This is a genomic window from Leucobacter sp. L43 (assembly GCF_016597785.1).
In the GTDB taxonomy this organism is placed as follows: domain Bacteria; phylum Actinomycetota; class Actinomycetes; order Actinomycetales; family Microbacteriaceae; genus Leucobacter; species Leucobacter alluvii.
Map to the genome: position 1 here is coordinate 99,039 of NZ_JAENJG010000003.1, position 18,002 is coordinate 117,040.

At 69.6% G+C, this 18,002-nt stretch carries 19 protein-coding genes; 6 read left to right on the forward strand and 13 right to left on the reverse strand.

Annotation, left to right across the window (positions count from 1 at the left end):
* Positions 1–14: 14 nt before the first annotated feature.
* Positions 15–1,253: an MFS transporter gene (locus JE033_RS12490; RefSeq protein ID WP_200332064.1), complete on the reverse strand. Its 1,239-nt coding sequence runs from the start codon at positions 1,251–1,253 to the stop codon at positions 15–17.
* 57 nt (positions 1,254–1,310) lie between these two features.
* On the opposite strand from JE033_RS12490, the gene JE033_RS12495 reads away from it, so the two are divergent.
* The gene (locus JE033_RS12495; protein ID WP_200332066.1) at positions 1,311–1,982 is read left to right on the forward strand and encodes a GntR family transcriptional regulator; all 672 of its coding nucleotides are present in this window, start codon (positions 1,311–1,313) and stop codon (positions 1,980–1,982) included.
* On the opposite strand, the gene JE033_RS12500 is transcribed toward JE033_RS12495, so the two are convergent.
* The 8 genes from JE033_RS12500 to JE033_RS12535 form a co-directional block, all read right to left on the reverse strand.
* Positions 1,947–2,297 carry a hypothetical protein gene (locus JE033_RS12500; protein WP_200332068.1) on the reverse strand — a complete coding sequence of 117 codons (351 nt, stop codon included), beginning with the start codon at positions 2,295–2,297 and terminating at the stop codon, positions 1,947–1,949. The two genes, JE033_RS12495 and JE033_RS12500, sit on opposite strands and share 36 nt — an antisense overlap.
* Positions 2,298–2,381: 84 nt before the next feature.
* The gene (locus JE033_RS12505; protein WP_200332070.1) at positions 2,382–3,575 is read right to left on the reverse strand and encodes a glutamate--cysteine ligase; all 1,194 of its coding nucleotides are present in this window, start codon (positions 3,573–3,575) and stop codon (positions 2,382–2,384) included.
* 157 nt (positions 3,576–3,732) lie between these two features.
* Positions 3,733–4,629 (reverse strand): prenyltransferase, encoded by an 897-nt coding sequence (locus JE033_RS12510; RefSeq protein ID WP_200332072.1) that lies wholly within the window; start codon positions 4,627–4,629, stop codon positions 3,733–3,735.
* Positions 4,616–4,960, reverse strand: coding sequence for a lycopene cyclase domain-containing protein (locus JE033_RS12515; protein ID WP_090152735.1), 345 nt, complete (start codon positions 4,958–4,960; stop codon positions 4,616–4,618). Before JE033_RS12515 ends, JE033_RS12510 begins: the two co-directional genes overlap by 14 nt.
* Positions 4,957–5,322 carry a lycopene cyclase domain-containing protein gene (locus tag JE033_RS12520; protein ID WP_200332074.1) on the reverse strand — a complete coding sequence of 122 codons (366 nt, stop codon included), beginning with the start codon at positions 5,320–5,322 and terminating at the stop codon, positions 4,957–4,959. The genes JE033_RS12515 and JE033_RS12520 overlap by 4 nt, the downstream gene beginning before the upstream one ends.
* Before the next feature lies 1 nt (position 5,323).
* A complete protein-coding gene (crtI, locus tag JE033_RS12525; RefSeq protein WP_200332076.1) occupies positions 5,324–6,982 on the reverse strand; it encodes a phytoene desaturase family protein in 1,659 nt (552 codons plus the stop codon).
* Positions 6,979–7,830 (reverse strand): squalene/phytoene synthase family protein, encoded by an 852-nt coding sequence (locus tag JE033_RS12530; RefSeq protein ID WP_090152821.1) that lies wholly within the window; start codon positions 7,828–7,830, stop codon positions 6,979–6,981. Before JE033_RS12530 ends, crtI begins: the two co-directional genes overlap by 4 nt.
* A gap of 38 nt (positions 7,831–7,868) precedes the next feature.
* Positions 7,869–9,008 carry a polyprenyl synthetase family protein gene (locus JE033_RS12535; RefSeq protein ID WP_370567961.1) on the reverse strand — a complete coding sequence of 380 codons (1,140 nt, stop codon included), beginning with the start codon at positions 9,006–9,008 and terminating at the stop codon, positions 7,869–7,871.
* A gap of 35 nt (positions 9,009–9,043) precedes the next feature.
* On the opposite strand from JE033_RS12535, the gene JE033_RS12540 reads away from it, so the two are divergent.
* The gene (locus JE033_RS12540; protein WP_090152727.1) at positions 9,044–9,682 is read left to right on the forward strand and encodes a MarR family transcriptional regulator; all 639 of its coding nucleotides are present in this window, start codon (positions 9,044–9,046) and stop codon (positions 9,680–9,682) included.
* 76 nt (positions 9,683–9,758) lie between these two features.
* Here JE033_RS12540 and aztD read toward each other — a convergent pair whose 3' ends face one another.
* From aztD to aztB, 4 genes are all read right to left on the reverse strand, one after another.
* On the reverse strand, positions 9,759–10,985 hold the full coding sequence (gene aztD / locus JE033_RS12545) for a zinc metallochaperone AztD (RefSeq protein ID WP_200332078.1): 1,227 nt from the start codon (positions 10,983–10,985) through the stop codon (positions 9,759–9,761).
* Between the two features lie 29 nt (positions 10,986–11,014).
* Positions 11,015–11,932: a zinc ABC transporter substrate-binding protein AztC gene (gene aztC, locus JE033_RS12550; RefSeq protein ID WP_200332584.1), complete on the reverse strand. Its 918-nt coding sequence runs from the start codon at positions 11,930–11,932 to the stop codon at positions 11,015–11,017.
* Positions 11,933–12,000: 68 nt separating this feature from the next.
* Positions 12,001–13,278, reverse strand: coding sequence for an ABC transporter (locus tag JE033_RS12555; protein WP_200332080.1), 1,278 nt, complete (start codon positions 13,276–13,278; stop codon positions 12,001–12,003).
* 8 nt (positions 13,279–13,286) lie between these two features.
* Positions 13,287–14,141, reverse strand: coding sequence for a zinc ABC transporter permease AztB (gene aztB, locus JE033_RS12560; RefSeq protein WP_336661886.1), 855 nt, complete (start codon positions 14,139–14,141; stop codon positions 13,287–13,289).
* 55 nt (positions 14,142–14,196) lie between these two features.
* On the opposite strand from aztB, the gene aztA reads away from it, so the two are divergent.
* The 4 genes from aztA to JE033_RS12580 all read left to right on the forward strand — a co-directional run bounded on the left by aztA (position 14,197) and on the right by JE033_RS12580 (position 17,973).
* Positions 14,197–14,856, forward strand: a complete 660-nt coding sequence (gene aztA / locus JE033_RS12565; RefSeq protein ID WP_200332084.1) for a zinc ABC transporter ATP-binding protein AztA — start codon at positions 14,197–14,199, stop codon at positions 14,854–14,856.
* 87 nt (positions 14,857–14,943) lie between these two features.
* Positions 14,944–16,077 (forward strand): alanine racemase, encoded by a 1,134-nt coding sequence (gene alr, locus JE033_RS12570; protein ID WP_336661884.1) that lies wholly within the window; start codon positions 14,944–14,946, stop codon positions 16,075–16,077.
* 348 nt (positions 16,078–16,425) lie between these two features.
* Positions 16,426–16,881: a DoxX family protein gene (locus JE033_RS12575; RefSeq protein ID WP_090152714.1), complete on the forward strand. Its 456-nt coding sequence runs from the start codon at positions 16,426–16,428 to the stop codon at positions 16,879–16,881.
* 252 nt (positions 16,882–17,133) lie between these two features.
* Positions 17,134–17,973 carry an aldo/keto reductase gene (locus JE033_RS12580; RefSeq protein WP_200332086.1) on the forward strand — a complete coding sequence of 280 codons (840 nt, stop codon included), beginning with the start codon at positions 17,134–17,136 and terminating at the stop codon, positions 17,971–17,973.
* Positions 17,974–18,002: the final 29 nt, after the last annotated feature.

The window sequence follows — 18,002 nt, forward strand, 5'->3', positions numbered from 1 at the left end:
CGCGGCGGATCGCCTTACCCGTGCCGATCCTCTTGCGGGATCAGCGGGATGGCGATCAGCGGGGCGAGCGCGATGATGCCGAACACGAGCGGGTAGCCGAGCAATGCGATCGCCGCTCCGATACCTGGACCCACGGCCGATGCGGCGATGAACTGACCGGTGTTCTGCACACCCAGGGCGCGTCCGGCCCAAGCGCTGCCCGCCGCCTCGGCGACGGAGGTGTACGCCAGGCCGTTGTCGGCCACGCTCACCACGGTGGCGAGCACGAGCACGATGCCGCCGATGGCGAACCCTCCCGGGATCGCTTCGTGGGTGAAGCCGATGAGGGCGAGGAGCACCATGACGATCACGCCGCCGATGGCGACCCAGCGCAGTACGCGCACGCGATCGCCGACGCGGTCGCTCAGGCCGCCGATCACGATGCGGCCGAGGGCGCCGATGAACTGAGCGCCGCCCATGAGGAGACCTGCAGCAGTGGCGTTCCATCCGATCCCCGAGATCAGCCACACCATGCCGAAGGTCGCGAGGGCGAACTGAGGCACGACGAGCAGTACGGAGACTCCATGGATTCGCGCGAGGAACCCGCTCGCTCGGTACGGATTCGAATGGCGTGCCGGCTCGCTCCTGGCGGCGCCGGTGAGGCTCGGTCTCGGCGGGTTGCGGATGCCGATGGCGCACGCGACGGTGATGACGCTGAGCACGGCGCTGAGCACGAGGAAGACGCCTGCGGTCTGCAGCGCCGACGCGATGGGAGGCACGGCGACCGCGGCAGCTGCGACACCGAGGGGCTGAGACATCTGACGCACGCCCATGGCGAGTCCGCGCCGGTGACGCGGAAACCAACCGACGACGACTCTGCCGCTTGCCGCGTTGGTGCTCGCGGCGGCCGCGCCTCCGCAGAAGAGCGCGATGCCGAGCGGGATGAGGTCGCTGGTCAGCGCGGCAGTCACGGCCGCAGCGCCCGCCGCCGCCGCCGTGAGTCCGAGCCCGCCTGCGATCACCCAGCGCTCGCCGAAGCGATCCGCCGCTGCGCCCCAGAGCACGAGGGTGAGCACCATGCCGAGCGTCGGAGCAGCGGTGAGCATCCCGACCGCGGCGAGAGGCAACCCCAACTCGAGGTGCAGCAGCGGGATGAGGTAGACGGGTGCGCTGACCAGCATGGTGCCGGCAGCCTGCGCGAGGAGACCGAGCACGAGCACGGCCCAGGCCCGCGCGGGTACTGCGTCGCTCGATCTCGCCGACTCGTGACTCATTCTGCCCCCTCTGGTGTACCCGAATGGTATACCAATTCGGTATGTCATACTGGCGGCATGGTGACGAGCTCTGAATCCGGGGCGTACGAAGCTCTGCGAACGGCGATCCTCGAATTCGACGTCATGCCCGGCGAACGGCTCTCGGAGCGGGGGCTCGAGCAGGCTCTCGGCGCATCGCGCACCCCGATTCGCGCCGCGCTGATCCGGCTGGAAGCGGAAGGGCTCACCGGGCGCGAGGGTCGTGGCTGGCGCGTCGCCCCGATCGACGTGACCGAGGTGCGCGCGGTCATGGAGTACCGGGAGCTCCTCGAGGTCGGCGTCGTGCGCCTGGTGGTGGAGCGTGCGAGCGACGCCGAACTGCGCGCACTGGAGGAGTCGCTCATCGCGCCGGGAGAACTCGACGACCAGGCGACGAGCCTGCGCGAGGGGAGCGGATTCCACCAATCGCTCGCCCAGCTGAGCGGCAACCCCTTCTTGCTCGACGCCGTCACGTCGACGCTCACGCGGCTTGCTCGCCCGCGATGGCTCGTCGTGCGCACCGCGGCGTCCCGAGCCCAGGTGCGCGACGGCCATCGTGAGATTCTGGGCGCCGTGCAGGCACGAGACGCCGACCGGGCGGCGACGCTCATCGCCGCTCACACGCAGGCCACACGAGTCCGGCTCGTGGACTATCTCGCCGAGGAGCGCTCCCGGCTACGCGGCCGCGGTTTCGCTATCGTCGAGAGCTGAACTCCGGCCGAGGCGGTCGCGGGGGATCGAGCGGTCCGCGGTTGCCGCGGCACTCTTCGACGCCCACCGCAGGTAGGCGATGTACGGGTCATCATCGGGGAGTGCCGAATTCGCGGGAACCGACCGGCGGCGGCTCAGACCGAAGAGCGCGGCGAGACTCGCGAGCCGCAGCGGGTGCTGCTGCGGCGGCTCCGCGTCCGCGTGCACCGGAATCACGGGTTGCGAACGAGCCGTCGACGACAGTGAAACCGCCGTGGCTGCTGCGACGGGTCCCGCCGAGGGCTGGGTCGGCCGAGCGCGATGCGGCTCTATCACGGTGAACTCCTTTGGAGATGGATGCGGTGCGAGATGCGGTCGGACGGATCGATGCCGGTGCACGCAGCGACATCGTCGATCGGCTCAGATGGGCAGTGGATCGAGCACCGATGATGAGGGGCCGATCGAGCGGTGCGTCTGCTCGATCGCCTCCTCCACGAGCGCCCGGGCGCTGCGACGGGCGTGCAGTGCGCGAAGCTGCCGCTCCGCACCGGTCCCGTTCGCGAAGACGTCGGCGACCATGCGCGACACGCGATCGAGATCTCCGGACGCCGAGAGGGCCGGAGCGATGTGCGCGAGGAGCGCGTCGATCGCGACGTCGGGGGCGCTCGGCTTGCCGAGGATCGGGTTCAGGAGCGGACCCGTGACACCGTGCCGGCTCGCCGACCACATTGCGAGGCGCAGCACGGGGGTCGGCAACGGGTCGGGCGAGAAGCCCGAGCGCCACTCGTGCGCGGCGGTCGTGACGAGGGCGCGGATGATCCCGGCGATCGCAACGGAATGCGTGGCCTCCAGGCAGACATCGGCGACGCGGATCTCGACGGTCGGGTAGCGCGGGCTGAGGCGCGCGTCGAAGTAGATCATTCCCTCGTCGACGAGCACGTCGGTGGCGAGCAGCTCGTCGACCGTGCGGTGGTAGTCCGCGGGAGACCCGAAGGTGTCGTACGGCCCCGCCGTCGGCCATCGGCTCCACACCTGGTACCGCTGGCTCGCGTAGCCGCTGTCCGCGCCGTTCCACATGGGGGAGTTCGCGCTCAGCGCGAGGACGAGCGGCAGCCAGGGCCGAATGCGATCGAGCACGGCGACGCCCTCGGAGTCGTCGCTCACGCCGACATGCACGTGCAGGCCGCAGGTCAGCTGCTCGCGCATCATGCCCTGGAATCGCTCTTCCATCGCGCTGTAGCGACCGGAGACGGTGAGCTGCGTCGGCCCCGCCGTCGCGCTGGTCGCCATCGCCGCCGCGCGCAAGCCGAGCTGCTGAGCGGCCGCGTCGGCGAGCGTGCGCCCCGCCATGATGCTCCGTGCGAGGTCGGAGAGCGAGGTATGCGGCACCGAGATGACTTCGATCTGCTCGCGCTTGCTCTCGCGCTCGAGATGCGTGACGCCCGCCGCCTCGGGAACGAGGGCGGCGACGTCGTCAGAAGCGGCGGCGGCGAGAACGAGTTCGATCGCCGGGGCCGGCCGGCCGGTGCGCGGGTCGACGAGCAGCAACTCCTCCTCGACGCCGACGGTGCGGAGGGCTTCCGGTTCGCGGCTGTGATCCGATGGGAAGCGCATGCCAAACTCCTTCTGAACTGCCGCGGCAGGGGACCCCGCAGTGCGGCTCCTGCATGCATCAGCGTACGAGTGCGCGCCGTTTCCCGATAAGCCCTTGACGTAACGAGGTTCTTAGGGCACGAAATGTTGCGAACGGGAGCAGCGGTGAGACCGAGTGCTACGCGGTGCGCAACCACCAGACGATGAGAATCATCGTGACGAGCGCCCCCGAGGCGTAGTTCAGCCAGATGAAGCGGCGCCAGGCACGATTGGTGCGCCCGGAGCCGGCGTCGCTGATGCGGGCGTACGGCGCGCAGTTCGCGAGATACGGAACCGCGACGATTGCTGCGAGCGGTCCGGGGAACGGTGTGAAGAGCATCAGCACTCCCGCGAGCGCCCACAGTGCGAGCGCGACTCGCACGGTCGCTGCCGCGCCGAGCACGGTAGCGATCGACCCGATATCGGCCTCCCGGTCGGGCACGACGTCTTGCACGGCGCCGAAGGCGTGCGCGGCCATGCCCCAGCAGAAGAAGGCGAGCAGGATCAGCCAGAGCTCCGGGGTGAAGTGCGCGCCGGCCGCCGTGAGCCCGACGATCGCGGGGCTCACGAAGTGGGTGCTCGATGTCGCGGAGTCGATGAACGGTCGTTCTTTGAATCGCAGCACCGGCGCGGAGTAGGCGAGGACCGCGAATGTGCTCACCGCGAGGGCGAGCCATGATCCGGGCCCGCCGGCGATGGCGAGCACCACGAGGAACGGGATATTCGTCAGAGCGGCGAGCCACAGCATCGGCCGGTGGTACTTCGGAGCGAGCAGAGCGCCCTCGATCCCGCCCTTTCTGGGGTTGTTGATGTCGGAGGCGTAATCGAAGACGTCATTGATGCCGTACATGGCGAGGTTGTACGGAATCAGGTAGTAGATCGCTCCCACGATGAGCACCCAGTCGACCTCGCGGGTGGTGAGCAGCATCGCGGCCGCGAAGGGGTACGCCGTGTTGATCCAGCTCACAGGTCGAGATGCGACGAATGCCTGCCTCAGCAGCTGTGCGTTCCAGCCGGAGTGCTCACGCGCGTGCATCGGTCGGGTCCTCTCCTGCGACGCGTTTCCGCGTGGTGAGCCGGGTCCAGAGCGCCGGGGCGAGCAGCGCCACGGTCACCGGGTAGCTGAAGTCTTCCACGGGGACGAGGCCGACGGTCGGGCCGAGCGTGCGCCCGTGGCCGTACGAGAAGAGATCGGCGGCGATCATGAGTGAGTCGAAGACGGCGGTGAGGATCGCGAGCACGACGATCGCGATGCCGGTCGCCGCCCATTGGCGTCGCGCGACGGCCGGTTCGCGCCAGGGCGTCAGCGCGAGCGCTCCGAGGAGCGCTGCGGCGAGAAACGGGATGCTGATGAGGAGGTAGGTCATCGATCCTCCCCGATGGTTTCACCCTGGCCCGCGCGGCCCGCCCGGCTCGTTCGCCGTTCGATGATGCGCACGGCGCCGGTGAACGTCACCATGGTGCACAGCACGAGGAAGGCCAGGAAGACGGGCTCCTCGATCGGAAGCTCGTGCGCGATGAGCATGCCCGTCATGCCCGGGCTCGCGCCCATCTGGAAGACGCCCGTCACAATGCCGACGAGATCCCAGGCGAGCAGGAACAGCACGCCGACGGCGGTGACGATGGTCGCGGCGCGCCAGTCGCGCCAGAAGAAGAGCCGGAAGCGCGCATCGAGCAGCAGCATGCAGCCACTCGCTCCGAGCAGGGATGCGAGGTAGATGATTCCCACGTCAGGATCGCTCCGGGGTCGGCAGCGGGCCGGCTGAGTGATCGCCTCGGATGCGCTTGAGCACGAGTTCGGCGCTGATCAGGCACATCGGGATGCCGACGCCCGGAGCGGTCGTCGCCCCGGCGTAGTAGAGGTTGTCGACGCGCTTCGACTGGTTCTGGGCGCGGAACAGCGCGCTCTGGCGCAGCACGTGCGCCGGCCCCAGCATGCCGCCGCTCCACGAGTGGTAGTCGTCGACGAAATCGCGCGGGCCGATCGTCTCGCGCACGACGATGCGCTCGCGCAGGTCGGGAATACCCGCCCACGCACTGATCTGATCGATCGCAGCATCGGCGACTCGTTCGACGACGCCGTCACCTGCGCCGTCGCTGCCCCCGCTGCCGATCTCAGGATCGGCCGGCACGGGCACGAGCACGAAGAGGTTCTCGTGGCCGGCGGGCGCCACGCTCGGATCGGTCTCGCTCGGCTTGCACACGTACGACGAGGCGGGCGCCGGGATCCGCCGCGGCTCGTCGAAGATGTCGCCGAAGTTCCGCTCCCAATCGCGGGCGAAGAAGAGCGAATGATGGGGGAGTTCCGGCAGCGCCCCGCGCACCCCGAGCAGCACGAGCACGGCGCCGGGGCCGCTGATCTGCTTCGACCACCAGTCTTCGGGGTAGGTGCGAGCGGCCTCCGGCAGCAGCTGCGTCTCGGTGTGGTGCAGGTCGGCGGTGGAGACCACGACGTCCGCGGGAAGGCGGTGCTCGTCGCCGTCGGCATCCCGCCAGCGCACGGCCCGCGCGGACGTCGAGAAGCCGGTGCTGCGGCCGGCCGCCGGGTGATCGGCCTGAGGGGATCCGGCGCCCACCTCGATCTCGGTCACGTCGGCGCCGAGCACGAAGCGCGCACCCGCCTCCTCCGCAAGCGCGGCGAGGCGCTCGACCAGGAAGTGGAAACCGCCCATCGGGTAGCGCACGCCCTCGTCGAGATCGAGGGCGCTCATGAGGTGGTACATGGCGGGGGCGTCTTTCGGGTTCGTGCCGAGAAAGACCGCCGGATACCCGAGCACCTGGCGCAGCACCGGGTGCTCGAAGCGCTGCGCCACGAAGGATCGCAGCGAGGTGCCGAGCAGCCGTGCCAGCCGGGGCAGTGCGCGCAGCACGGGCGGGACGCCGAGCGTGCGCAGCCGGGTGAATGGGTTGTAGAGGAAGTACCGCTCGGCCATCACCGTGGTTTCGGCCGCCGAATCGAGGTATGCATCGAACGCCTGCCCGCTCTCAGGCTCGAGGCGCTCGAACACGGCTCGCGCGGCGCCGCGGCCCGCGGGGATCGTGATCGGCTCCGGCGCGCTGCCGTCGGCGCCCGGCTCACTGAAGACGCGGTAGCCGGGGTCGAGCAGGCGGAGGTCGAGCTGCTCCCGCGTCGTCGTGCCGAGCATCTCGAAGTAGTGATCGAACACGCTCGGCATCAGATACCAGGAGGGTCCGGTGTCGAACCGGAAGCCGTCTCGTGAGACGGTGCCAGCACGGCCGCCGACGCGGTTTCCGCGCTCGAGCACCGTCACGGCATGGCCCTCCTTGGCCAGGAGCGCCGCCGTAGCGAGACCGGCGATACCGCCGCCGATGACGACGGTGCGCGGAGCCGCGTCGAAGCCGCGACGGCGTGCGGATGCCGCGCTCATCGAGTCTCCCCCGCAGTGCGGGCGATGGATCGCACGATGATCGCGGTCTTCTGCCAGTCGGGCACGCGCACCCTGCGAGCGTACAGCTCATCGATCGTCGTGCGCGAGATCCGGCGGCTCAGGGCTGCGAAGAGGTTCAGTGCGGAGCGCACCGCGGCCCGCGCGTCCTTGGGCAGGAGCGGCAGCACCGCTCGCGCGTCGGCGAGCTCCGCTTCGATTCGACGCACCCAATCGATCCGATCGGCGTCGGTGAGACGCTCCTGCGTGCCGAGATAGTTGCGGCCGAGGCGGTCGGTGTCATCTGCGAGATCGCGCAAGAAGTTGACGTTCTGAAATGCGGCCCCGAGGCTGCGGGCCCCGCGTTCGAGGCGGTGCTGCTCGAGCGCGTCGAGCGAGCGATGCCGGGTGAAGATGCGCAGGCACATGAGACCGACGACTTCGGCCGAGCCATAGACGTAGGCGCCGTGCTGCTCGGCATCGAACCCGCGCAGCTCCGCCGTGTCGGTCGGCGCGGGCAGGTCGGCGCGCATCGAGGCGAAGAACGGGGCGGTGAGCGCCGCGTCGATCCCAGCGGCCCGCGCGGTGCGCGCGAAGGCGTGCACGATGAGGTCGCTCGAGTAGCCAGAGCCGATCGCTCTCCCGACCTCGCTTTCGAGTCGCTGCAGCGCGTCCGCCTGCTCGCCGGGCGTGAGCCCGGCCCCTTCGGTGACGCCGTCGACGAGTTCATCGGCGACGCGCACCAGTGCATAGACATTGCGCACGTGCGCGCGGTGCCGTCGCCCGAGCAGTCGGGTCGCGGCGCCGAACGAGGTGGAGTAGCTGCGGATCACGACGGCGGAGGCGCGCATCGCCGAACGGGTGTACCGGTCGAGCGGGGTGTCGGCCCTCACGAGCGACGCCCGTCGAGTCGACCGGCCAGCGCCGCGAGAGGCTGCCGCGCGCTGTCGGGGAGGCCGGATGCGGGATCGGCGAGCGTTTCGTGCAGTGCGCGCATCTGATCGTCGATGAGGCCGCGCACGAACGCTTCGGCCCCGCAGTCCCGCAGCAGGCCTCTCAGGCGCTCGCCCTCGGCGTTCGTGAGGGATCCGGTGCCGAACGACGGCTCGATCTCGGGCCACGCGCTCGTCATCCGCGCCGCCGAGATGACAGCGGTCTCCTTGCCCTCGCGCAGATCCGAGAACGCATCCTTGCCGTGCGCGGCGGGATCGCCGAAGGTCGAGAGCACGTCGTCCTGCAACTGGAACGCGAGCCCGAGGTGAGCGCCTGCCGCAGCGAGCGCGGCGTCGGTTGCGGGGGAGTCGGCCCCTGCCAGGATGGCGGCCGCTCGCAGCGGCAGTTCGAACGTGTAGGTCGCCGTCTTGAGGCGGCACATCTCGAGGACGGTCGCGGTGTCGGCGACGACGGTGCCGTCTTCGAGCCCGATATCGAGCTGCTCTCCGACCACGGATTCGGTGATCGCGTGAGCGAGGAGGTCGAGGAGGCGCGTGCGCATGGCGGGCTCGACGTCGACCCTGGCGAAGATCTGATGCACTTCGGCGAGCAGGAGGTCGCCCATGAGAATGCCGCAGCTGCGCGCCCAGTGCAGGCGCTGCGGGGAGGGTCGGTCGTGGGGCAGCCGTTCATCGTGCGCGAGCAGGCCGACGAGGTTCAGGGAGCCACGGCGGGTCAGGTCCCCGTCGAACACGTCGTCGTGCAGCAGGAACGAGGCGTGCAGCAGCTCGATCGCCGCTGCGATCTCGATCGCCGCGGGAGGCAGATCGTCGTCGCTCAGCGCTGCGAACATGTCGAGCATCAGACGTGGGCGGATGCGCTTGCCGCCGGCGATGCGTTCCCCGCAGATCTTCCAGAGCTGCGCGAACGCGGGGTGATAGGCCTCGGCCGAACGTCCGCGGGTGGCGAAGACTTCGGAGATCGACCGGGAGACCAGGCCCCCGTTGTCGAGCGGCGCTGCGGTGCCCGGCACCGCGCGGTGTTCTCGCAACTCGTCCACGTTGCCCCCGCTCATGTAGAAATCTTGATTACTCACCTAGAAAGTGATCAACTTCAGGATAATATTCTCGTGTGACGAAAAACAAGCGGAGCGCTGAGACCGACGTGTCGGCCGATGTCGGCGACGCCTCCGCGCTCTACCGGATGGACCATTCCGACCCGAAGTCAGAACTCGTCGACCGGACCGGTCTCAGCCACGACGACCTGCAGCAGATCGCGCGGCTCATGGAGGCGCTCAGAACACTGCGAGAAGCGGAGGAACGACTCTCGGCTGCTTCGCTCAAGTACATGCGCCTCAGCAGCGTCGACATGCGGGCGCTGCACTTCTTGATCGTCGCAGGCAACACCGAGGTGCTGCCGACACCCGGAGCCATCGCAGCCCACCTGGGGATATCGAGCGCGTCCACGACGAAACTGCTCGATCGTCTCGAGCGAGGCGGTCACATCTCGCGAGAGCGGCATCCAGATGATCGGCGAGCACTCGTCATCCGCATCACGCCCGAGACCCATGAAGCCGCGAAGCGCACGGTCGGTCAGCAGCAGGCGAACCGCTTCAACGCCGCCGCGCGCCTCACTCCCGACGAGCGCGAGGTCGTCGAGCGCTTCCTGCGCGACATGACCGCGGAGATCGACGTCAGCGGCATCGCCTGGGCGGAGGCGGCCGAAGCCGGAGCGCTCGCAGAGACGGCTGAGGGCGCCGCATCGGAGTGATGCGACGCCCTCAGGGGTGAGTGCGCGCTGCTCAGCGCACTCCCGCCGACCGCGGCATCGCTGCGGTCGGTGCGGGTCAGTGCTCGCCGAGCGCGACCGCGAACTCGTTCGGCGTGTGCTCGAGCTCCGCTGTGGCGGTGATCTCACCGGTGCGCAGGTCGACCGCGTGCACCGAATTCGCCGCCGGTTCCGTCACGTACGCCGTGTCGCCTCCGGTGCCGATGATCGCCGGGTGCGCATCCTGCCACTCGGCCGGACCCTCCCAGGCGTCGATCACGGGGAACTCGTCGACCAGTTCGCCGGTCTCCGGATCCAGCACGTGGATGGAGCCGTCGGTCGAGAGGATGTACGCGAGATCGTCGGTGCCGCGAGTGACATCGCGGAAGGTGTAGCGCACGTTCTCCGGCAGATCGACGACCTGCAGCTCCTGTGTGGCGGTGTCGATGAGTGCGACCGAGCCGAGCAGGTAGCCCTCCGCGTCGGGGTCGGACTTGTAGTCGCCCACGACGATGGGGCTCGTCTCGGAGACGAATGCGTTGCCCATGCGGCCGTAGGCATCGGGGGCATCGAGCTTGGTGAACGCGCCGTCCTGGTAGAGCAGCGCGCCGTTCTCGCATCCGAAGACGACCGCCTCGTCAGCAGCAGTCCCCTCGCCGTGGATGCCGGGGCACTGGTCGTTCGAAGCGACCTCGTCCCAGTGGTCGTCGTGCGCGTGCAGGGCGACGGCCCCCGAACGAGTGGTCTCATCGCCGAGGGTCGTCACGAGCGTGCCGTCCTCGAGCTCGATCGATACGCCGTGGTGCGGGTGCTCGGCGGTGTGCGTCACCGATTCGGGCAGCGCATCCTCCGCGTGGGCGAGGTCGTGGGAGTCGAAGATCGTCGTCTCGCCCGTGCCGTCGTCGAAGAGCACGGTCTTGCCGGCATGGCGCACGACGTGCCCGGCGGCCGAGGCGTCCACGGTCAGGCCGGTGAGCGCCGGCTTCGCGGTATCGAGCAGCTCGAACCCCTTCGACGTCGTCACGAAGACGTGGCGGCCATCGCCAGCAGCGTTCAGACGGGTGAACTCCTCGCTCTCGAATTCGTCGACCAGCTCGAGCGTCTCGGCGTCGAGCACGGCGATGCCTCCCTCGTACGAGACGGCGACGCGCTGCTCGTCGGAGTGGGCGTGATCCTCGCTCGACGCGTTCGCTGGCGACTCTTCCGCCGCTGAATCGTTCGCGGTGCTCGAGGAGCAGCCGGTTGCGAGCAGCGCGAGCCCGAGCAGCGCCGCGGGAGCGGCGTATCGAAGGTGTCGTCGGGTCATAGTGGTGTCCTGCTTTCTTTCGGTGGGTGTTACTTCGTCAGTCCCTCGGAGATGCGAGCGGTGTTCGCGCGCATCATCTCGAGGTAGGTCTCTGCGCCCTCGCCGGGGCCCGTGAGCGACTCCGTGTAGAGCTCCTCGACGCGCACATCGATGTCGGCCTCGCTGGCGAGCACCTGCACCAAGCGGTCGGGTTGGGAGGATTCGGCGAAGATCGTGGAGACCCCCGCCCGGGTGATGGCATCGCTGAGCTCCCGCAGGTCGGCGGCGCTCGGGGCGGCGAGGGTCGTGCCACCGGGAATCGCCGCACCGACCACGCGGAAGCCGTAGCGTTCGGCGAGGTATCCGAACACGTGATGGTTCGTCACGAGAGCGCGGCGCTCCTGCGGAATGGCCTCGAAGGCGGAGGTCATCTCCGCATCGAGCGTGCGCAGTTCCTCCCGGTACGCATCCGCGTGCTCGGCGAGCTTCGTCCGGTCGATGCCGTCGATCTCCGACGCGGAGACCTCGATGGCATCGACGACGTCGATCATGGTGCCGGGGTCCGTCCAGAAATGCGGATCGGGGGCGCCCGCGGCGTCACCGCTCGTGTAGGGCAGCGCTTCGACGGCGTCGCCGGCCACGAGCAGGGGGGCGCCCGCCCCGGCGGCGCGATCGAGGTGCTGCTGCAACCCCTCTTCGAGGCCGAGCCCGCTCGACACGATCAGGTCGGCGTCGCCCAGCATGGCGGCCTCCTGCGCTGAGATCTCGAAGGAATGCGGGTCGGCGTTCGCGCGCATGAGCGTCGTCACCTCGGCCTGATCGCCTACGACCTCGCCGACCACGTCGCCGAGGATGTTGGTGGTGACCACGATCTGGGGCTGATCGAGGCCGCCGGATCCGGCCGCTGCTGAGCAGCCCGTGAGGGCGAATACCGCGGTCGCGAGAGCCGCGAGAGTCGCGTGCCGGATCGGCCGCCGCGTGCGATGATCTCCCCGCCGAGCGCGGCGTCGAGATGCGGACGCCTCGATCGCCGGGGTCACCGGCCGACCTCCGCGACGAAATGAGCCGGGACCCCGGTCTCGAGCGTGCGAGCGACGCGTGCGCCGTCGGCGTAGTCGATCTCGAAGACCGCTCCCGTAGCGGGGTCGTTCACATAGGCGCGCTGCGCGTCGACGGTGAGCGAAACCTGGCCGCCGCCGCCCACTGCATCGGTGACGATCGGATCGGTCGCCGCGCGCTCCGCCCCATCTGCGTCGAAGACGCGCACCCGGCCGTCGGGAGCCAGTGTCACGACGTGACCCGCCTCATCATCGACGGCGGACGCGGCGACGGGACGCTCGGGCATCGCGATCCAGCGCCATGACTGCTCGCGGGTATCGAGGAGCCAGACACCGCTCCCATCTCCGAGGCCGGCGACGGTGGGGCGGCCCTTTCGGGCGGAGAACTCCGTCGCGGGAGGGGCGTCACCGCTCGCGTCAGCGGGGTACGCCACCTTCGTCAATGCGGTCTCGCCTGCCACGGAAGTCGCGAGCACAGCCCCGTCGGCGCAACCCACCACGAGCGCGAGCCGCGTGGTGATCGTGCCAGAGGCCTCGGTGCACGCGATGGAGTCGATCTCGTCACCCGCGGCATCGACGGCGCGCACACGCTCGATCCACCCATTGCCGTCAGCCTCGGTGACGAGGGCTCCCTCGCCGAGCGGGGCGATGAGTCCGTCGTGCGGCGCGACCTCGAGGCGCAGCGTCTCGTTGATCTCACCCTTCGAGAGGGCTCCGTTGTCGAGCAGCACCGCCTCACCCGAGTCGGGGAAGAACACGCCGGTGCCGCCGGCGGTCGAGAGCATGCCGGTGGCGATCGACGCGACGCCGGAGCCCTCGACGGTTCCGGGAGAAGCCGGGTCGGCCCGGTAGTAGTGGAAGTGGTCGACGTGATCCCACGTCCAGGCGCCGCTGTCGACGACGTCAACGCCGTGCTCGTCAGCGACGAAGGCGTACCGCCCATCAGAGGCGACCGAGCGCGGAGCGCGGACGCCGTCGAGTCCGGTCTCGGTGCCGTCGAGCAGGTCGAGCAGCGAGACCGATCCGGCAGTATCGATGGAGACGAGATGCAGCGGCGGCTCGGAGGCTTCGGCGGCTCCTTCGATCTCGCCGTGGCCGGAGCCCGTGTCGTCGCTCGGAGTTTCAGCAGACGACGCTGCGTCTGCTGGCGCACTCGAATCGGAGGGGGAAGCGCTGCATCCGGCGAGCAGCAGGCCGAGGATGGCGGCTCCGGCCAGAGGAGTCGCGCGGGACGGGCGGAGGGGGTGCGGAGACATCGTGCCTTTCACGAGAGTGCGGTGATCTGGGGAAGCGGGGCGCGACGGACGACATCGACCATGCGGACGCCGACCCCGGAGAGGGCTGCGAGAGCGATGGCGGCCGCCGCGATCGATGCGCCCGCGGCGGTGCCGAGATGCCACGATGCGAGCAGGCCTGCGAAGACCGCGAGCACGCCGATCGCGGTGGCGAGCGCCATGCGGGTGGCGATGCTGCTGGTCCATGGCGCTGCTGCGACCGCGGGGGCGAGCAGGAGGCCGACGACCAGCAACGAGCCGACGGCCTGATAGGAGCTGACGACTGCGAGCGTGACGAGGCCGACCAGGACGACCTGGGCGAGCTGCGGCCGCAGATGCAGCGTTGCAGCGATGCGCTGATCGAACGCCGCGGCGACGAACCGGCGGTGGAACCCGGCGGCGACCGCGATCGTGATCGCGGCGGCTCCGACGAGCAGCCAGAGATCGGCGGGGGTGATGGCGAGAATGTCGCCGAAGAGCATCACCGTCGCATCCGTGGCGAAACTGCGGGAGTGCGACACGATGATGATGCCGAGAGAGAGCATGGCGACGAAGAGCAGGCCGATGCTGGTGTCGTACGAGAGGCGCCCGCGGCGTTGCACCCATCCGATGAGCACGCTCATCGCGACGGCGCTCACAGCGGCCCCGGCCAGGGTCGGCAGACCGAGCACGGTCGCGAGGGCGACGCCCGGCAGCATCCCGTGTCCGAGCGCTTCGCCGAGAAAGGCCATGCCGCGAATCACGACCCAGGTGCCGACGACGCCGCAGACGACTGCGACGAGGGCGCCGCCGACGAGCGCGCGGAGCACGAAGTCGGCGGTGAAGGGTTCGAGAAGTGGCAGCACGCGTTCATCATATTCATAAACGAGAATCATTATCAAAATCAGTTAGGCTTGAGGCATGTCACTTCTCACGGACCCGCGCACCTCCCGCGCGGCCGCTCCGCCGGCCGGTCTCCGCGCCACCGGCATCCACTTCTCGTTCGACACCACCCCGGTGCTCCGAGGCATCGACATCGAGCTCGAACCCGGCAGCGTCACCGTCATCGCTGGATCGAACGGCGCGGGCAAATCCACGCTGCTCGAAGTGCTGGCGGGAGTGCGCACCCCGTCGAGCGGCCGCGTCGAGCGATCCGGATCCATCGCGCTCGTCGTGCAGCGCATCGCCGCACCCGACGCGCTCCCCGTCACCGTTCGCGAGGTGGTCGCCATGGGCACCTGGGAGCGGCGGCGACTCGCCCGAAGCGAGCGGCGGGACCGGGTCGTCGATGCGCTCGAGCGAGTCGCCCTCGCCGACCTCGCCGAGCGGCCGTTCACCGCGCTCTCCGGCGGGCAGCGCCAACGGGTGCTCCTCGCCCAGGGCATCGCACGCCGGGCTCGGATCTTCCTCCTCGACGAGCCGGCATCCGGCCTCGACGCCGCGAGCCGCGCACGCACGCAGACGATTCTCGTCGAAGAAGCGAATCGCGGGGCCACCGTCGCGTGCGTGACCCACGACGACGCGGCGATCGCAAATGCCGACCGTATCGTGCGACTTGATCACGGGGTGCGCGTGGCGTAGCAGAGGGGTGCGCGCAGGTTGCACTGCGCGCGCGGCCTAGACTGGTGGGTACGCTGCGTTCCGTACGTGGCGGCGAACCAAGGAAGGGTGGTTGCCGCTCAGATGATCACCGAACCCGTAGCCGAAGTCGACCTCGACGCGATCGCGTCGAATATCCGGGTGCTCGCCGCGCTCGCGCCCTCCGCCGAGCTCATGGCAGTCGTCAAAGCCGACGGATACGGGCACGGGGCACTTCCGGTGGCGCACGCCGCCATCGCGGCCGGCGCAGGGTCGCTGGGCGTGGCCACGATCTCCGAGGCCCTGGCGCTCCGCGCCGGTGGGGTCACCGCCCCGATACTGAGCTGGTTGTCGACGAGCGGATACGCCGAAGCCATCGCGCAAGACGTGCGTCTCGGCGTGAACTCGCGCAGCCAGCTCGACGCGATCGCCGCCGCCGCCCGCGAGATCGGCCGGCCCGTGGAGGTCCACGTCAAGGTCGACACCGGGCTCAGCCGCAACGGCGTGACCGAGGCCGAGCTGCCGGAGGTGCTGCGTCAGCTGGGGCGCCTTCGGGCGGAAGGCGCCGTGCGCGTGCACGGCCTCTTCAGCCACCTCTCGCACGCCGATGTACCCGATCATCCGCAGAACAGCGTGCAACTCGAGCGACTGCTGGCCGCCCGGGCCTCGTTCGACCGGCACGGCATTCCCGTCGAGCAGATGCACCTCGGCAATTCGGGCACCGCACTCGCCCGTCCAGACCTGCACCTGGATGCTCTGCGCCCGGGACTCGCGATGTACGGGTACACCCCGTTCGAGAACCCCGACACGTCGCTGACGCCCGCGATGACGTTGAAGGCTCCGCTCGCGCTGATGAAGCGCGTGCACGCCGGCGATGGCGTCTCGTACGGCCACACCTGGACCGCCGAGCGAGACACCACACTCGGGCTCGTGCCGCTCGGCTACGCCGACGGGGTGCCGCGCATCATGTCGGGCAAGTTCGACGTCGCCATCGGAGAGCGCCGATTCCCGAGCGTGGGACGCGTCTGCATGGACCAGTTCGTCGTCGATCTCGGGCCGGATGCTTCGGGTGTCGCCGAGGGGGACGAGGTCGTGCTCTTCGGTCCGGCGGAGGGGTGGCGCCCGAACGCGCGGGAATGGGCGCACGCCGCTCAGACGATCCCGTGGGAGATCCTCACCAGCATCGGTTCGCGCGTGCCGCGCAGCTACATCCACTCGGCCTGACCCGCCGCTGCGCTGCTGCGCTGCTGCCGTCCCTGCGCTGCGCTGCCGTCCCTGCGCTGCTGCGCTGCCGTCCCTGTGCGAGCGGGGTCACTTTCGGCGCGTGTCGGCCGGTTTCGCTTCGCGACACCCTCCGCAAGTGACCCGGCTCGCGGCGGCCCGGGCGGCGCGGGAGCCCGGGCGGCGCGGGAGGCCGGACGGCGCTGACCCGGCCCGCCGGTACGAATACCAGATGCGGACGTCTCAAAACCGCAGAGTTCGCAACTCCTCAGATTCATACTCTCCGCATCTCCTAACCTGGCGCCCGGCCCCAACGGCCGAATGAACCAATGCCATGAAAGCGAGACACACATGCCCCGCACCCGTTCGCCACACGCCTCCACCCCGACCGCCTCGACGGCGTGGGGCCTGCTGATCATCCGCCTCGCGCTCGGCGCGGTCTTCCTGATGCACGGCGCGCAGAAGCTCTTCGAATTCACGATCCCGGGCACGGTCGAATCGTTCGGCGCGATGGGCGCTCCGCTTCCCGAGATCACCGCGCCGCTGGTCGCCGTGCTCGAATTCGCCGGCGGGATCCTGCTGATTCTGGGGCTGCTGACTCGGCTCGTCGCCCTGTTGCTCGCCATCGACATGGTCGTGGCGCTCGTGCTCGTGCACGCGGCGGCCGGATTCTGGGTCGCCGAGGGTGGTTACGAATTCGTCGCGGTGCTCGGTGCGGCGGCGCTCGGGATCGCGCTCACGGGCGCCGGATCGCTCTCCCTCGACCGCCCGCTCCTGCGCGGTCGCGCGCCGGCCTGGCTCGCCTGACGCGACGCGGCACCCCACCCCACCCCACCCCACCCACCCCACCCACCCCACCCACCACCGTCACCCCACCCACCCACCTTCACCCCACCCACCCACCCACCCACCGAGCGGGGTCACTCTTCGTGCGTGTTGCATCCCCGACACGCACGAAGAGTGACCCCGCTCGCAGATTGGGGCGGGGAGAGGCAGGCCGCGCCGAGCGTGGCGTGCTAGACAGGAGGTACGCGAGTCGGCGACCAATGGAGGAGCAACATGGCAGAGTACGCACCGTTCACCGCGCACAACGGGTTCGTCCTCCCGCCCATCGGGCTCGGAACCTATCGACTGAACGGCGACGCTGGGGCTGAATCGGTCGCGGCAGCGGTGCGTGCCGGCTACCGTCTGCTCGATACCGCCGTCAACTACGAGAACGAGGGCTCCGTCGGCCGCGGTGTGCGCCTCGCCGGTGACTCCGGTGCCGGGGTGATCGTCACGTCCAAGCTGCCCGGCCGGCATCATGAGGCGCCCGCGAATCGGACGAGCATCGAGGAGAGCCGCTCCCGTATCGGCGTCGATGCGATCGGTCTGCATCTCATCCACTGGCCGAATCCGTCGCAGGCGCAGTACGTCGACGCCTGGCAGGGTCTCATCGACGCTCGCGAGCGGGGAGTGGTCGATCAGATCGGCGTGTCGAACTTCCTCCTCGAACACCTCGAACGCATCGAGGGGGAGACCGGCGTGCGTCCCGTCGTGAACCAGCTGGAGGTGCACCCGTACTTCCCGCAGGTGGAAGCGGTCGAAGCGCATCGCGAGCTCGGAATCATCACGGAGGCGTGGAGCCCGATCGGGCGCGCGGGGGCGATCCTCAGCGAACCCGTCATCCGTGAGCTGGCGCAGTCGCATGAGTGCACCCCGGTGCAGGTCGTGTTGGCGTGGCATGCGGCGAGGGGCGTCGTCTCAATCCCGCGGTCGCAGCACCTGGAGCGGCAGCGGGAGAATCTCGCGGCTGTCGACGTGGTGCTGGACGAGGCCGAGGTGTCGGCCATCACCGCGCTCGGGCGCTCCGACGGCCGATTGTTCGGTGCGGATCCCCGAACTCACGAAGAGATGTAGCCATTCCGTCGCCCACCCGGTGGTCTCTG

Bases quoted from the DNA above. Each gene is read 5' to 3' on its own strand.
- JE033_RS12490 (WP_200332064.1), bottom strand. From the start codon at position 1,253: ATGAGTCACGAGTCGGCGAGATCGAGCGACGCAGTACCCGCGCGGGCC.
- JE033_RS12495 (WP_200332066.1), top strand. From the start codon at position 1,311: ATGGTGACGAGCTCTGAATCCGGGGCGTACGAAGCTCTGCGAACGGCG.
- JE033_RS12505 (WP_200332070.1), bottom strand. From the start codon at position 3,575: ATGCGCTTCCCATCGGATCACAGCCGCGAACCGGAAGCCCTCCGCACC.
- JE033_RS12510 (WP_200332072.1), bottom strand. From the start codon at position 4,629: ATGCACGCGCGTGAGCACTCCGGCTGGAACGCACAGCTGCTGAGGCAG.
- JE033_RS12515 (WP_090152735.1), bottom strand. From the start codon at position 4,960: ATGACCTACCTCCTCATCAGCATCCCGTTTCTCGCCGCAGCGCTCCTC.
- crtI (WP_200332076.1), bottom strand. From the start codon at position 6,982: ATGAGCGCGGCATCCGCACGCCGTCGCGGCTTCGACGCGGCTCCGCGC.
- JE033_RS12530 (WP_090152821.1), bottom strand. From the start codon at position 7,830: ATGCGCGCCTCCGCCGTCGTGATCCGCAGCTACTCCACCTCGTTCGGC.
- aztD (WP_200332078.1), bottom strand. From the start codon at position 10,985: ATGACCCGACGACACCTTCGATACGCCGCTCCCGCGGCGCTGCTCGGG.
- JE033_RS12555 (WP_200332080.1), bottom strand. From the start codon at position 13,278: ATGTCTCCGCACCCCCTCCGCCCGTCCCGCGCGACTCCTCTGGCCGGA.
- aztA (WP_200332084.1), top strand. From the start codon at position 14,197: ATGTCACTTCTCACGGACCCGCGCACCTCCCGCGCGGCCGCTCCGCCG.
- JE033_RS12575 (WP_090152714.1), top strand. From the start codon at position 16,426: ATGCCCCGCACCCGTTCGCCACACGCCTCCACCCCGACCGCCTCGACG.
- JE033_RS12580 (WP_200332086.1), top strand. From the start codon at position 17,134: ATGGCAGAGTACGCACCGTTCACCGCGCACAACGGGTTCGTCCTCCCG.